13 protein-coding genes and 1 pseudogene are annotated in these 14,436 nt (G+C 37.3%); 7 read left to right on the forward strand and 7 right to left on the reverse strand.

Annotated features, from left to right (window positions below):
- On the reverse strand, window positions 1-826 hold an 826-nt coding region (locus Q0K96_RS13335), incomplete at its 3' end, for a hypothetical protein (protein WP_297334477.1).
- A 180-nt stretch (window positions 827-1,006) separates the two neighbouring features.
- Window positions 1,007-1,846, reverse strand: a complete 840-nt coding sequence (locus Q0K96_RS13340) for a universal stress protein (RefSeq protein WP_297334478.1) — start codon at window positions 1,844-1,846, stop codon at window positions 1,007-1,009.
- A 192-nt stretch (window positions 1,847-2,038) separates the two neighbouring features.
- On the opposite strand from Q0K96_RS13340, the gene mnmE reads away from it, so the two are divergent.
- Window positions 2,039-3,427: a tRNA uridine-5-carboxymethylaminomethyl(34) synthesis GTPase MnmE gene (gene mnmE / locus Q0K96_RS13345; RefSeq protein ID WP_297334479.1), complete on the forward strand. Its 1,389-nt coding sequence runs from the start codon at window positions 2,039-2,041 to the stop codon at window positions 3,425-3,427.
- 85 nt (window positions 3,428-3,512) lie between these two features.
- Here mnmE and Q0K96_RS13350 read toward each other — a convergent pair whose 3' ends face one another.
- Window positions 3,513-4,019, reverse strand: a complete 507-nt coding sequence (locus Q0K96_RS13350; RefSeq protein WP_297334480.1) for a hypothetical protein — start codon at window positions 4,017-4,019, stop codon at window positions 3,513-3,515.
- A gap of 276 nt (window positions 4,020-4,295) precedes the next feature.
- The gene (locus Q0K96_RS13355; protein ID WP_297334481.1) at window positions 4,296-4,919 is read right to left on the reverse strand and encodes a TetR/AcrR family transcriptional regulator; all 624 of its coding nucleotides are present in this window, start codon (window positions 4,917-4,919) and stop codon (window positions 4,296-4,298) included.
- Window positions 4,920-5,186: 267 nt separating this feature from the next.
- On the opposite strand from Q0K96_RS13355, the gene Q0K96_RS13360 reads away from it, so the two are divergent.
- The 6 genes and pseudogenes from Q0K96_RS13360 (at window position 5,187) to Q0K96_RS13385 (ending at window position 12,003) form a co-directional block, all read left to right on the forward strand.
- A complete protein-coding gene (locus Q0K96_RS13360; RefSeq protein ID WP_297334482.1) occupies window positions 5,187-5,804 on the forward strand; it encodes a TetR/AcrR family transcriptional regulator in 618 nt (205 codons plus the stop codon).
- 73 nt (window positions 5,805-5,877) lie between these two features.
- A pseudogene (locus Q0K96_RS13365) lies at window positions 5,878-6,209 on the forward strand (efflux RND transporter permease subunit).
- A gap of 107 nt (window positions 6,210-6,316) precedes the next feature.
- Complete coding sequence (locus tag Q0K96_RS13370) at window positions 6,317-7,315, forward strand: NmrA family NAD(P)-binding protein (RefSeq protein WP_297334483.1); 999 nt, start codon at window positions 6,317-6,319, stop codon at window positions 7,313-7,315.
- 366 nt (window positions 7,316-7,681) lie between these two features.
- Window positions 7,682-9,073: an ATP-binding protein gene (locus Q0K96_RS13375; RefSeq protein WP_297334484.1), complete on the forward strand. Its 1,392-nt coding sequence runs from the start codon at window positions 7,682-7,684 to the stop codon at window positions 9,071-9,073.
- A gap of 8 nt (window positions 9,074-9,081) precedes the next feature.
- Window positions 9,082-10,740, forward strand: coding sequence for an FAD-dependent oxidoreductase (locus tag Q0K96_RS13380; protein WP_297334485.1), 1,659 nt, complete (start codon window positions 9,082-9,084; stop codon window positions 10,738-10,740).
- 267 nt (window positions 10,741-11,007) lie between these two features.
- Window positions 11,008-12,003, forward strand: coding sequence for a bestrophin family ion channel (locus Q0K96_RS13385; protein ID WP_297334486.1), 996 nt, complete (start codon window positions 11,008-11,010; stop codon window positions 12,001-12,003).
- 302 nt (window positions 12,004-12,305) lie between these two features.
- On the opposite strand, the gene Q0K96_RS13390 is transcribed toward Q0K96_RS13385, so the two are convergent.
- From Q0K96_RS13390 to Q0K96_RS13400, 3 genes are all read right to left on the reverse strand, one after another.
- Window positions 12,306-12,914, reverse strand: coding sequence for a chromophore lyase CpcT/CpeT (locus Q0K96_RS13390; RefSeq protein WP_297334487.1), 609 nt, complete (start codon window positions 12,912-12,914; stop codon window positions 12,306-12,308).
- Between the two features lie 357 nt (window positions 12,915-13,271).
- Window positions 13,272-13,637: a VOC family protein gene (locus Q0K96_RS13395; RefSeq protein WP_297334488.1), complete on the reverse strand. Its 366-nt coding sequence runs from the start codon at window positions 13,635-13,637 to the stop codon at window positions 13,272-13,274.
- 336 nt (window positions 13,638-13,973) lie between these two features.
- Window positions 13,974-14,390: an Ohr family peroxiredoxin gene (locus Q0K96_RS13400; protein WP_297334489.1), complete on the reverse strand. Its 417-nt coding sequence runs from the start codon at window positions 14,388-14,390 to the stop codon at window positions 13,974-13,976.
- Window positions 14,391-14,436 lie beyond the last annotated feature (46 nt).

Here is a 14,436-nt window from a genome sequence, read left to right on the forward strand (position 1 = left end):
CTACAACACCGCCAAAGAGCATTTGCCACTTATTTTTCCTTACATTTTGTGATTGTGTAACAGAATGTGACACAACCTTTTCACTCTTTTTAGCGACTGGCTGCTCTGAAACGTGCTCTGCTTCTTTTGTAATTTCATTTTGACCAGCATAAGATACCAATGTATAAAGTGTATATTCAACTTCTTTAAATATACGGTTGTTAATCAAAAGGTTATCTAATCCGGTTTCATTATCAAATTCTGTACACAAAGTAAGGTCGGCAACATTCCATATCTTTTTTGATGCATACATATCGAATATGCCTCCTGTTTTTCCGGCAGACAGCATTGCAGCAAAGTTAAAATGGCTTGCGGTTATGGTAAGGCTCTCACCAAAAATTTCAGAAAAAATAAAGTTATCAAAAGCATAAATTACTTTTCCCATAAAGCTTTTCAGCTTATGCACTGCGGGGGCAGTTTTTTGCTCTAAAACATTATCAGATTGTATAATACCAATTACGCCCGACTGTTTTGTATCATAATTATATACAGCATATACATTATAATTTACATTATAAGTATAATTATCTGACGAACGGTACTCTTTTGTAAAAGGCTTATAAGTAAGCAATAACCCGTTTTCGAAGCGGTGTACAACATTAAGGTTTCCGTCAGTTTCCCTACCGTCAAGGTCGAGTACAGCGTAAAACGGAGAATTGTCGCGTTTCGCTAAAACGTAATTATCCTGGTTATAAGAAACATCAACAAAATTAGTTTCTATACTTCTATCATACTTGTCTACAAACACTATCCTGTTGTTGGCAGACTTATTAGTTTTAAAGTTCATGTGTGTACTATATTATTAATAATTAATATATTAATAATAGCACTGCCCGTTATAGGCATATAGTAAATTAAAAACTGTAATTTGGGTAAGGGGGGAAAGCGGAGTTGATTGTCTTTTTACACCATACATTTTTAAAGTTTTAAATGGTTATTACATCTATTTCTTCTTCTTATTATTCCTTTAATTTTCGTGGAAAACCAGCAAGGGCACCTTAGTGTGATATGCCATTTTTTTAGTAAGGCTCCTGTGGAAAAGGCTTTCAAAAAAACCTCTTTTGTGGGTGCGCATTACCAGCATATCTACCTGCTGATTTTCAATAAAATCCAATATCGTTTGTTCTATATGATCTCCGGCTATATTAAAAAAGTCGATATTACTTTCTTTATAATATATTTTCCATTCATTAATCCGCTCATCAATATCTGCCGGGTCATCATCATTTTTTATATAAAGGCAATACACCTTTGCCTTAAATTTTTCTGCCAGTTCAAGCGTTTTTCTCAACGCTTCATTATCCTTGTCTTTATACTGTGTTGTAAAAGCAATGCTTTTAACCTGATGATGAAACTGTGCCGCTGTAGGCACACACAATACAGGTGTTTGCGTGTTTGCTATTACAGAGCCGGCGTTAGAGCCTAAAAAAGCTTCTTTTACACCACTTGCTCCTGTGGTACCCATTACCACCATATCAACATTTTCTTCGCTGCAAACCTTGTTGATATTATAAACAAGATCGCCGTATAAAAGTATATTACGTAATTTTATATGATCCAGTTTTTTATTTTGTGCAATTTTATGCAAAGCAGGTAATTCTTCCCTGAAACTTTCAAACTGGTTCAGCTCTACAACATCAAAAATCTCTTTCGTAGATTCCGGCATTGGCGGTGCTTCTACTATAGGTAAATCATAAACATGCAGTATAATTACTTCAGCTTCAAAAGAATCGGCAAATTGCAGTGCATAAACAAAAGCGGCATTTGCTGCTTCAGAGAAATCAGTAGGGAACAAAATACGCTTCATAGTTTCAATTTTATAATTTAAATTTAATAAAAATCCGCTTTATTTCCTACTTTTTTTCTTACAAATTAACACAAATATAATTCGCTGTACATTTTGGTAAAGCTTCGTTAACCACAGCTATATCGCTAAATTTAAGAACGTAAATGTAAAAGGCAGGTACCGCTTAAAAATGTATCTTTGCAAAAAAAATTAATGACTCTTCAAGATACCATAACTGCCTTAGCAACACCTTCAGGTTCAGGAGCAATAGCTGTTATACGCATATCCGGCCCCAAGGCTTTCACTATAGCCGCAAATGTGTTTGAACCTCTCAGGAACAAAGATATAATGCAATGTAAATCACACACTATACACTTGGGTAATATCGTTGAAAACGGTAAAATATTCGACAATGTACTTTTATCGCTTTTCAGGGGACCAAATTCTTACAGCGGAGAAGACACAATTGAGATTTCATGTCATGGTTCTGTTTATATTCAGCAACAGATATTGCAGCTATTATTGCGTAAAGGATGCCGTATGGCTAATGCAGGCGAATTTACATTAAGGGCATTTTTAAACGGCAAGCTCGACCTGTCTCAGGCAGAGGCTGTTGCCGACCTTATTACAAGTGATAACGAAGCATCGCACCAGGTGGCAATACAGCAAATGCGTGGCGGCTTTAGCAATGAAATTGCCCGACTAAGGGAAGAGCTATTAAATTTTGCATCGTTAATAGAGCTGGAGCTCGACTTTGCAGAAGAAGATGTAGAGTTTGCTGACCGCAGCCAGTTTAATACTCTTTTAGATAAAATTGTTATTGTACTGAAGAGGCTTATAGATTCTTTTGCTGTAGGCAACGTAATAAAAAACGGCATACCCGTAGCCATTGTAGGTGAACCCAATGTAGGTAAATCTACACTCCTTAATGCGCTTTTAAACGAAGAGCGTGCTATAGTATCTGAAATTGCAGGGACTACACGTGATACTATTGAAGATGAAATAGTAATTAACGGTATAGGTTTCCGGTTTATAGATACTGCCGGTATAAGGGAAACCGAAGATGTTGTAGAAAGCATAGGCATAAAAAAGACATTTGAAAAAATAGAACAGGCACAGGTAGTTATTTATATGTGTCCGTTTGTTAGTGATATAAATGCACTAAAAACGATTAAAAACGAGATAGAAAAGATAAAAGAGAAGTTCCCTCAAAAAACAATTATCATCGTTGCAAATAAAAAAGACCTCTACTCTGCTCAGCAAACAGAAGAAGTGAAGGCAACACTTCCGACAACAATATTTATGTCGGCAAAAAACAATGAAGGGACTGAGGAACTAAAAACAGAATTACTCTCTTTAATCAATACAGGAGCATTGCGTAATAATGAAACTATTGTTACCAATTCCCGCCACTACGATTCATTATTAAAAGCGCTGGAAGAGATACAAAAAGTACAATGGGGCATGAAATCAGGCGTTCCGGCCGACCTTTTAGCTATAGATATAAGGCAGGCTTTATATTACTTTGGTGAAATAACCGGGCAGGTATCTAATGATGAACTTTTAGGAAATATTTTTGCTAATTTTTGTATCGGAAAGTAACCCTGAAGATGCCATTATGCTTTATAAGCAATAATTTGATAATTGAAAGGGCTGGCATTAAATTGCCAGCCCTTTTGGAACAACTTTAAAACTTATAGCCTTTAGCCAGGTACCTTGAAGAAGCTTCATCACGCTGTTGATTATACTCTATGCCAAAACCGGTAACCATCCGGTTGGCAAAGCCAAACAAAGCCGCTACAAAGACAATATCTTCATAATGTTTTTCTGTATACCCTGAATCCAAAAAACAGGCAACATCCTCTTCCGTTACCGAGTTGCTTACTACTTTATCTGCTAAACGGAACAAAGGTTTTAGATCCTCTGTTGGCTCGTCTACATGAGTCCTTACCGCATCACCCCCAAGTGCAAAAGCGGTTTCAAGGTGCCCAAGATGACAGAAGGAGCAGCCAAACTGCTTTGAAATGTATGCCCCCAAAAGTTCTTTAGTTAATGGGCTTAGGGCTGATTCAGGATGCATGATTTGGTGGGCAAGATTTAGAAAGGCTGTGAATACAGGCTGGTTTCTTTGGCCAACTACGAACATTCCTGCTTTTTGAGCGTCTTCGAAAAGTTTAATTTTTGTGTTTTCCATTTTAAAAATTGTTTAAATGATTAGTATTTATATAAAAAAGCATACGTAAAAATTTATCGTCTCCTGTTTTTGGCGCAGTCTTGTCACGGTCTATCACCAGAAAGAAATCCCGAAATGGTATGGTGTGGATATAATCGCGAGCTAATTACAGAATAAAGTTTTCCGATTATATCATCTTGTCATGAAACAAATATAATTCATAAAATGACTTAAAGTCATTTTATGAAAAAAAATAACCTTTGTTTAAACCATTACAAAACATGATTTATTGAAGGGCTATTTTTTACTGATGCCTTGTATGAAGATTTCCATGAAGGAGTTAAACAAAACCTCGTTCTTAATGCCAAATTTTTCATCAATCAATGAACCCCTGACCTTAATTAATTGAAGGGTACCAACTGTTGAAGCCCAGAGATTCATAGTTGCCGTCATTGGATCGATATCTTCCCTGATCAGGCCGCTTTCCCTAGCATCGGAGATAATCTTAAAAACCAGTAAAGATATCTCTTCAGAAGATTTATAAAGTTCTTCTTCTTCGTTTAATGAGTGATTAGCCTCGTATAAGGATACAAGATCGAAATAAAGCGGCTGCTTCTTAAAGAATTCGAAATTAGCATTGATAACTTTCCTGAGTTTTTCAATCGGACCTATCTCTTCATTGTGAATTTTAAGGAACTCTGTCGTCAATGATTGCCGCGCCCTAAGGGTCAGTGTAGCAAGAATCTCTTCTTTACTTTTAAAGTACAAGTAAAGAGTTCCTTTGGCCAACTGCGACTTTTTTGCTACCAAATCAAGGTTGAGGCCATACAGACCGTATTGCAGCATAACATCTGTTGCTGCCGAAAGGATAGCCTCCCTTCGTAACTCCTTCTCCCGCTCTTTCCGCTTTATTGTACTCATATTATAGGCAATATTACAGCAAAATATGCAAACATCAATATATAGCCGATTTGAATGAAATTTGGTATCTGTCTTACCCGTTTAATAACTCATCGACGACTAAGCCACATAATAACTACCCTACAATGAGTACCTAGTTATTTGGCAAAGATATAAACAAAGTATACGCTGCTACCGGTAGATAAAAAGGTTTAACAAGAAAAAAAAGTGATTTTTTTGAACGTCGTTCAAAAAAAATATTAATTTTGCTACACAGCAGTTACTATTATGACTATCGCAGACAGAAAAGCACGTGAAAAAGAAGCTTTAAAAGAGCTTATCCTTAGTGGCGCAAAGAAATTGTTCTTGGAAAAAGGCATTGAACAGACAACAATAAGAAACATTGCTGAAGAAATTAATTATAGTGTAGGTACCGTATACGTTTATTTTAAGGATAAAAATGCTATACTACATGATTTGCATTCTATTGGATTTCAAGAGCTCCGTGGGTACTTCAGGGAATTGTTTGTGATGCCCGATCCAATAGAGCGTTTAAAAAAAATGGGGTTTTTATATATCAAATTCGCTCTTGAAAACCAGGAAATGTATGATTTAATGTTTAATGTAAAAGCTCCCATGGAAACTATCGAAGATTCTGATGATGATACGTGGAATGAAGGGGAAACTACTTTTAATATATTAAAGGGTACAGTTAATGAATGCATAGAAAACGGCCATTTCAAAGGACATAATGCAGAACACCTCTCCTTTCTTATATGGGGTATTGTTCATGGAATGTGTTGCCTCGAGATCCGTAAAAGGACTAAGGGCCTTAAATTCAGCAATCCGGATACAATATTATATGATGGATACAATTCATTCATAAAAATGATTGATAAAATATAAATTTTTTTTAAACAAATTTTGAACAATGCTCAATTTTTAAACAAAGTTAAAATAATTTTATGATGTAAAAAAAATGTCATTTTTTGCTATTGTAGGCTTTATTGGCCTGGCAGGCATAGAAGTAAAAAATTCGATACTTCTGGTAGATTTTATTAATCAGCTACGCAGGAAGGTGTGCCTTTAGCAGAGGCTATAGAAAAAGCCGGCGAAATCCGTTTCTTACCGATTGTGCTTACTTCTTTAACAGCAATTGGGGGCCTTATCCCGCTGGCTATGAACCCAAACCCGCAAATATCGCCTTTGGCACTGGTGTTAATTGGCGGGTTAATTACCTCTACACTCCTATCGAGGATTGTGACACCGGTAATGTATAAGCTAATCCTCCTAAAATTAAATGTGATTTAAAAGTAGTGAACTACTAAAAACGGTAGTAATAAATGTTTGCAACAGCAAAATCTTCATAACTATCAGTAATAAATAATTTATTAAAGTAATAATTAAAACTACTCAATATGAAAACTAAAATATTGATTACACTTGCAGCAGGCAAAACAGGTTTTGCCACGACATTAAATTTACTTGAACAAGGTTATGCTGTAAAAGCTTTTGTTCGTTCAAAAAGTTACAAAGCTTTGGAATTAGAAGAAAACGGAGCAGAACTAGCCATAGGAACATTTGATGACGAAAACGCCTTACGAAATGCTCTAAATGATGTTGAAAGTGTTTACTATTGTTACCCCTATAAAGCGGGCTTAGATAAAGATATCAGGCTATTTATAAGATTGGCTATAGAGGCAAAAATTAAGACTGTAGTATTTATGGGCCAGCGTATTGCTGAATTTGCCGATACCGAAAGCCGCTTAACCAATGATGTGAGAGAAGCATACAAGCTTTTAGAAGCTTCCGGTCTAAATGTAATTTATTTTGCTCCGGGATACTTTGCTGATAACGTTTTTGTAATTTCAGAACAGGTGCTACAACTCGGCATAATGCCAAATATGTTTAAAAACGGCAAAAACCCCTGGATATCAATCCCGGACATGGCACTTTGCATTTCATCTTTACTGATGAACCCCGAAAAGTATCACGGTAAGAAATTATTCCCTACGGGGTCACAATCGTTGTCTTCTAAAGACATTGCAACAATATTCTCTAAAGTAAAGGGTAGTAAAATACTGATCTTCAACATACCTGAATGGTTATTTTTAAAAGCCGGATTAATGACAGGAAAAGAATATGGGTTTCATAGCTTTGCGATAATACAAGCTGCTTTGTACAACAAGCAAATGCAAATGGATCGGTTTAATATCGAGCCGACTACTATTGTTAAAGAACTTACAGGAAAAGATCCCGATGATTTTGAAACCATCACAAGGGAATATTTTTCAAAATCAAAATATGCACAAAGAAATTTTAAAACCTGGTTCACAGCATTCGTACGTTTTAATATAATGCCATTTTATCCGATACCATCCAGAGCCAAGAGAAATCTAATCAACAGCAACACGTGAGGCAACTAAGCCTTGCATGCCAATTAAAATACTAAAATGCATTCGGTAAAAGCAAGGTACTCAACAGGAATGTCGAATCAATAATCATGCTGTTCAACTTCGCTTATGATGACAGTATCAGCGAGGCACTAACAGATGTAATAGCAGTATCTGGGCGCATTAATGTACTATTTAATAATGCAGGTTATGCGATTGTAGGCACATTCGAGGCAATATTTAGGTGCTGTAAGATAGATATATATTTGAATATGCTTTGGATAAAATAAAACATTTTGCCTCGTATGCGTCTATAAATTAACGGGTTTACGATAAAAAAATCCTTACTTTTAGGGAGAAAATTCAGTTAAAAACTTTAACAATCAAATAATGCAGGAAATAAACACTGATTGGCTCTCCCAGCAGGCAGCTTTTTCAGGAGTCCCACCGGCACAACTGGAATGGTTTATAAATAAATCCTCTCACTATATACTTAATACAGGTGAGGAATTGTTTTCAGCGGGAAAACCTATAGAGGGCATACAGGTTATTACCTCGGGTAAGGTTACAATTTTTGCCAAAGACGGCACCAGTACCAGCGCAACGCTGGAAGCCGGAGATGTCACCGGTACTTTACCTTTCTCAAGAATGGCAGCACCCACCGGTTCAGCGGTAACATCAGTTACAACACAGGTAATGTTTTTTCCTTCGGCATATATAAGGGAAATGGTTAAGGACCATTTTGAGCTGACTGAGGCACTCGTACATCAAATGCTATCGCGCGTTAGAAATTTTACCTCACTACAGCAGCAAAACGAAAAGATGATAGCTTTGGGTAAGCTGTCTGCGGGCCTGGCGCATGAGCTTAACAATCCTGCTGCGGCAATTGTTCGTGATGCGCTCTCTTTAAAAAGCCACCTCTCCATACTCCCTGAATCTTTTAAGGCTGTAATGAATATCAGAATGAGCCCTGAAGAAGTAGATATAGTTAACAACATACTTTTTACAAGCCTAGATAAGGAGAGGCCGGTTTTATCGCTTATGGAAAAGATGCAGCTTGAAGAAGAATTGGATGAATGGATGGCTAGCCACGGAATTGCCGGTAATACAGAACTAATAGAAACTTTTACTGAATTTGGTTTTTCCGCTACAGATCTTGACAATTTTGCGAAGTATATTCCAGAGACATCGTTAAGTGCAGTACTAAAATGGATTTCGGACAATATAATCACTGATAAAATTGTTGGGGGGATAGGGAATGCAGCACAGCGCATAGAATCCCTCATTAATTCTGTAAAATCTTATACGCACATGGATCGAGGCCGAGATAAAGAAGCTATAGACATACATTCCGGAATCCGCAATAGTGTAGTAATGCTTGGCTATAAACTACGAAACAACAATGTTAGTCTTCAGGAAAACTATGATAAACAACTTCCCTACATCAAGGTTATGGTAGGCGAAATGAACCAGGTTTGGACTAACCTTATTGATAACGCGTTAGATGCTATGGAAAATTTGCCAAAAGGTATACTTAATATAGCTACCGTAAGAGATGGAGATTATGCTAAAATAACCATTACAGATAATGGGCCAGGTATACCTTCAGAAATAATTCCCATGATTTTTGATCCTTTTTTTACCACAAAAGCAATAGGAAAAGGAACAGGACTTGGGCTTGAGGTAGTAAGGAGGATTGTACAGCAGCACTCTGGTACTATAACTGTTGATTCACGGCCAGGATGCACTTCTTTCACCGTATGTTTACCAATTTTATCCTAATTCCAATTATGAAGAAGCCGATAATATTCTGTATTGATGATGACCCGCAGGTACTGGCATCTGTAAGCCGAGACGTAAAGCAAAAATATAGGGACAATTATAAAGTGCTTAGCACTACCTATGCAAAAGAGGCTTTAGAGATGTTGCTTCCGCTTAAAAATAAAGATGAGGCTATAGCACTGTTCCTTGTAGACCAGCGCATGCCTGAGATGGAGGGAGTAGTTTTTCTAAATGAAGCCATGAAATTGTTTCCAGATGCTAAAAAAGTTCTCCTGACAGCTTATTCTGATACAGCCGCCGCTATTAGGGCAATCAATGAGGTAAGGCTTGATTATTATCTTACAAAGCCTTGGAATCCCCCTGAGGAAAAACTATATCCTGTATTAGATGAGCTTCTTGAAGAGTGGCTGGTAAACAGCTACCCCGGTACCGTAGGCTTACGCCTGATTGGCTACCAGTTTTCACCAAAAAGTCATAAAATAAAAGAATTCTTAGCAGGGAACTTAATACCTTACCAGTGGCTTGATATAGAAATAAATAATGAAGCAAAAGAATTGGTTGACCTTAACGCCGTTGGCCTAAAAGACCTCCCAGCGATTTTTTTTGAAGATGGCACAATACTGCTGCATCCTACCATTCAGGAGATAGCCTCAAAAATCGGGCTGAGCCCCACCGCTGCACAGACTGTATATGATGTGGTGATTATTGGAGCAGGGCCTGCAGGCCTTGCTGCAGCAGTATATGGCGCGTCAGAAGGGTTAAAAACACTCCTGATAGAAAGAAATGCTCCGGGGGGTCAGGCAGGAACATCTTCACGGATTGAAAACTATCTTGGCTTTCCCAGCGGATTGAGCGGAGCTGAACTTACACGACGGGCAACTGCCCAGGCGGCAAGACTGGGAGCAGAATTCTTATCGCCAAGGGAAGTAAAAGAGATTATACAGAAAGACGGATACAAGATTATTATGCTTGAGGATAATTCACAAGTGCTTGCACGGGCTGTTATAATAACTACAGGTGTCGATTATCGGAAGCTTGAAAAAAAGGGTATAGAAGATTTTACAGGTGCAGGCATTTACTATGGCGCCGCAATGACCGAAGCTGCTGCATGCAAAGATAAGGAAGTTTACTTGGTGGGTGGAGGAAACAGTGCAGGCCAGGCAGCAGTATACCTTTCTAAATTTGCAAAGAATGTTTATATACTTATCCGTCGGGATTCCCTGTCTTACACAATGAGCTCATATCTGGTAGACCAGCTGAAGGATCTTGACAATGTGCAACTTATACCAAATGCCGAAATAGAGGAGGCGCAAGGTAATGGCAAGCTGGAGCGTCTTATTATAAAAAAAATTGACAAGCCTGAGGATACAGTACCTGCTGATGCGTTGTTTATCTTTATTGGCGCAAGCCCGGTAACCGATTGGATTGGGCAGGATTTCCTTAAAGACGCAAAAGGTTTTTTAGAAACAGGGAGGGAATTAAAAAAATACAATACATTTAGGAAAATATGGAAATTGGAACGAGACCCTTATCTTTTAGAAACCTGTACGCCTGGAATTTTTGCAGCCGGTGATGTGCGCAGCGGTGCTATGGCAAGGGTAGCTTCGGCAGTGGGTGAAGGTTCTATGGCAATATCATTTGTACACCGCTACCTTGCGGAAGTTTAAAGACAATAAAGAGTGCCGTAAAACATTTTTTTGAGAAGTTCTTGAATAACGGTAGTAAGTGTTATTGCTAGAACGTGGCAAACCGGTAGCGCAAAATTGTGCTGTGACATCTTACTTAACATCGACATGTCAGCACATGCCAGTAAGCTGGAAAGTAGTGACTGAAATAATTATTTTTATGAACGTGCAACTTGTGGTCACGTACTAACATAACTGCAAGTAACCTATCAGCCTAAATGTATAAGGTTTTAATTTAATACAAGTACTATGTTCGCTAAACGCAATTACGGTTTTTGGATGACCTTTAAATGGTCAAAAATGCCTTTTATATATGGAGGATTATATGCAGCCATTATATATTTAGCTCATTTGCTGATATATACTAACTTTAATATAGACATATCACTTCCGTGGAGCCCTGTGGGAGTAGTTGGTATAGCTGTGGCCTTTTACTTGGGGTTTAAAAATAATGCCAGTTATGACCGTAGCTGGGAAGCCCGCAAGATATGGGGTGGGATTGTTAATAACAGCCGCTCATTTGGCGCTGCCTTACTGGCTTTTATAAATGGACAGAATGAAGATGAAATCAGAAAAAAGCTATTATACCGGCATATTGCCTGGCTTACCGCACTAAGGGTACAATTAAGGCTATCTCGTGAATGGGAACATGTTGAAGACAGGATAAAAGTAATTTTTGCGGAGCGTTGTCCCGAATATGACAAAGACCTTGCCCTTCAGCTCGAGCCCTATCTTGATAAGACAGAAATAGATGGGTGTATTGGCAAAAGTAATGTAGCAACACAAATTATGGCACTTCAGGCACTGGAATTTCAAAAGCTAAGAGACCTGGGCTATTTCGATGATTTTAGGCATATGGAATTTCATAAATTAATTTGCAGCTTTTACGATGATCAGGGAAGAAGCGAAAGAATAAAGAATTTTCCTTTTCCCAGGCAATATGCTTCTGCCGCTTTGTGGCTTTCAATCATTTTTGCTGCTCTTACACCTTTAGGGCTGTTAGATGTTTTAAAAGACTTTTCTCATAATCAAAAATGGATTATTATTCCGATTTCTTCTTTAACCATTTGGATATTCTTTTTAATGGAAAAAATTGGCGATTATTCAGAAAATCCTTTTGAGGGAACATATAATGATATACCAATCAATTCTATATCAAGGGCTATAGAAATTGACCTAAGAGAAATGATTAGCGATAATTATATACCTGGCCCTGTACCAAATATTGACGGGTATATTATGTAATAATTTAAAATGGTTACTTTATTAGCTTTTGAAGTATGCATACGTTGAGCGTAATTTAGTTACTCCTTTCAAGTTACCCACCTTCAAGCATCTATGATTCGTAGAAATTTGATTGTTAAAGTAAGAAATTGCTATATACAGAAAGCCGCTAATTGAGTAAAAATCTTTATGAAAAGTTGTGTACATATCAACACATGCCTTCCGTATGTTTTCTATGAGTTCTTTAAAACTTACACGCTGCTCCTGATAAATGATATTCATAAAACTTTATTCTATCAATCAGTATATTTAATGTATTGTGCCTAATTTATTTTGTCGAACACATACCCGCCTTTTTCAGCACCCCATACCTGCTTACCTTCACTGTCATAGCCTTGATCCCAAGACACAAGCCCGCTTTCAGTTATCGTAACTTTAGAACTTGCATAGGCGGCTCCTTTAAGTTCGCTTGGGCAGGTTTTATCACCCGTAGCACCGGCATAGCTTTTCGGCCCTGTTTTTTTAAGGATAACCTCGCAACCTTGCTTTAACTCTATGTCAGGTTCTGTTAGCTTATCAAAAGCTTCGGGCGTTGCGCCTTTTCCTATCCAGTCCTTTTCATTTTTAAGCGTATATATTTCACTAATATACTCCTCCCCTTTCTTTACCAGGTGATATATCCGTACGCGGTAAGGCTTGTCCTGCTTATCGGCAAGCGCCTGCTCTACATACAAGTAGTAGCCTTTGCTTTTCCAGATAGGCACCATTTTAAGCGAAATGTTATAGTAATCTGCATCGGCCTTTGCCTGCTTTTCAGAATTATAATTGCCTTTCATAAGGTTGAAAAGCTCTTCGAGTGCCTTGTCTTTTTTTGCCGTTTGCGCAAAAGCTGTAAATCCTGATAAAATAAATAGAAATAGTAACTTTTTCATACTGTTGTTATTTTTACCAAATATAGTATTAATATGATTAAAAAGAATAAAGCCAAAAAATCGCTGCCATTAGTTTGATAGACATTTTTTTAAATTCCGCTTAGACTTAAAATAGAGCTGATTAAGTAAAACCCATTAATAAACAACATAAAAAATTCATTATTTACATACAACTTTTTGTTAGTATTTAAAGTGCTTCCAATAAATGAGTGAGTCTATAAGGCAACGTTGTGTCAGTAGGAATGGTACATAAGCACCAATAATGAGGTAAAAGCAGATTAAGACAACGTGAAGCTGATAGAAATATCAATGTGACAGTTCTATCAGCTATCTAACAAAATAAGGGAGAATGATGTACTATCCCATTGAATGGAATCCAACTTTGTTTCCTTCAGTGTCAATAAAAAGTGCAATAAAGCCATTTTCTCCGATAGAAGTCTTTGGCAGAATAATTTTTCCTCCGGCACTTTCTACCCTCCCCAAAGGAACTGAAAGGTCTTTTCCGCCATCTAAGTAGACAGTTGTACCCGTCATTGCCGGAACAAAGTTTTCACCGCTGCCAATTGCACCGCCAAATCCGCCTTTTTGTGGGTCAGAAGGCAAATAGGCATATTGCCTATTTGGGTCGTCATGAATTTGAGCGTTTAAAACTTTTGCATAAAAAGTCTTTGCTCTTTCGAAATCTGTAGCCGGGATTTCAAACCAATTTAGTGTGTTTACCATGTTTACTATAATTTAAATGATTGTTTTTTAAGTTTATTTATATATTTATTTTGCTATTATGGAATTAGAACAGTTTTACCTTTTGTTTTCTTTTTTACATTTGCCTGTGTGCTGCGGCAGCTTGTGAAAACAGATATTGATAAGCTTAAAAGCTTCATTTGATGCAGATCTTGATTTCGTCTTTGCATGCCGTCAGAAAAATTTATTAACCGAAGCTTCTACTTTAATCACAATTTGCCCATCTGTGGCAGAAGGCACTGCTATATCATGCAAGAGCAACTTTTTAAGAGCCTCCAATTCATTAACTATTATTTGCTGCTTTGCATCAATTTTTAATTAATTTGTTACAACTTCATAGATAGCGTCTATGTTTCCTTTTGTTGCTTTTGAATAAGAACAAATCGATTTAGCAACTTCTACCAGTTTTTTGGCAGTATCGTAATCGACATCATTTATTTTGACGAGAAGATGGGCTCCAAGATTAAAATTACCGTTGTCATGTAAAACATCAATTTTAGCTGTTACGGTGACTTCTCCAATTTTAACTTTTTCAATTCCTGCCGCAACTGTTATGCTTGTACCAAAACAAGCAGACCAAGCTGCTGCAAATAATTGTTCAGGGTTAGTTGCTCCCCCAGTACCTCCCATCTCTTTTGGAAATCGCACATCTATATCTAATAATCCATCAGATGATTTTGCGTGACCGTTGCGACCTGCTACCGTTGTCACTTCTGCTTCATAAATTTTTTCCATTATCACTTTTAGTTTAGTTATGTTTAATTAAATTTGTAATACAAAT

It is taken from the genome of Flavobacterium sp., from assembly GCF_024305175.1.
GTDB lineage: Bacteria > Bacteroidota > Bacteroidia > Flavobacteriales > Flavobacteriaceae > Flavobacterium.

Bases quoted from the DNA above. Each gene is read 5' to 3' on its own strand.
- Q0K96_RS13340 (WP_297334478.1), bottom strand. From the start codon at position 1,846: ATGAAGCGTATTTTGTTCCCTACTGATTTCTCTGAAGCAGCAAATGCC.
- mnmE (WP_297334479.1), top strand. From the start codon at position 2,039: ATGACTCTTCAAGATACCATAACTGCCTTAGCAACACCTTCAGGTTCA.
- Q0K96_RS13350 (WP_297334480.1), bottom strand. From the start codon at position 4,019: ATGGAAAACACAAAAATTAAACTTTTCGAAGACGCTCAAAAAGCAGGA.
- Q0K96_RS13355 (WP_297334481.1), bottom strand. From the start codon at position 4,919: ATGAGTACAATAAAGCGGAAAGAGCGGGAGAAGGAGTTACGAAGGGAG.
- Q0K96_RS13360 (WP_297334482.1), top strand. From the start codon at position 5,187: ATGACTATCGCAGACAGAAAAGCACGTGAAAAAGAAGCTTTAAAAGAG.
- Q0K96_RS13370 (WP_297334483.1), top strand. From the start codon at position 6,317: ATGAAAACTAAAATATTGATTACACTTGCAGCAGGCAAAACAGGTTTT.
- Q0K96_RS13375 (WP_297334484.1), top strand. From the start codon at position 7,682: ATGCAGGAAATAAACACTGATTGGCTCTCCCAGCAGGCAGCTTTTTCA.
- Q0K96_RS13380 (WP_297334485.1), top strand. From the start codon at position 9,082: ATGAAGAAGCCGATAATATTCTGTATTGATGATGACCCGCAGGTACTG.
- Q0K96_RS13385 (WP_297334486.1), top strand. From the start codon at position 11,008: ATGTTCGCTAAACGCAATTACGGTTTTTGGATGACCTTTAAATGGTCA.
- Q0K96_RS13390 (WP_297334487.1), bottom strand. From the start codon at position 12,914: ATGAAAAAGTTACTATTTCTATTTATTTTATCAGGATTTACAGCTTTT.
- Q0K96_RS13395 (WP_297334488.1), bottom strand. From the start codon at position 13,637: ATGGTAAACACACTAAATTGGTTTGAAATCCCGGCTACAGATTTCGAA.
- Q0K96_RS13400 (WP_297334489.1), bottom strand. From the start codon at position 14,390: ATGGAAAAAATTTATGAAGCAGAAGTGACAACGGTAGCAGGTCGCAAC.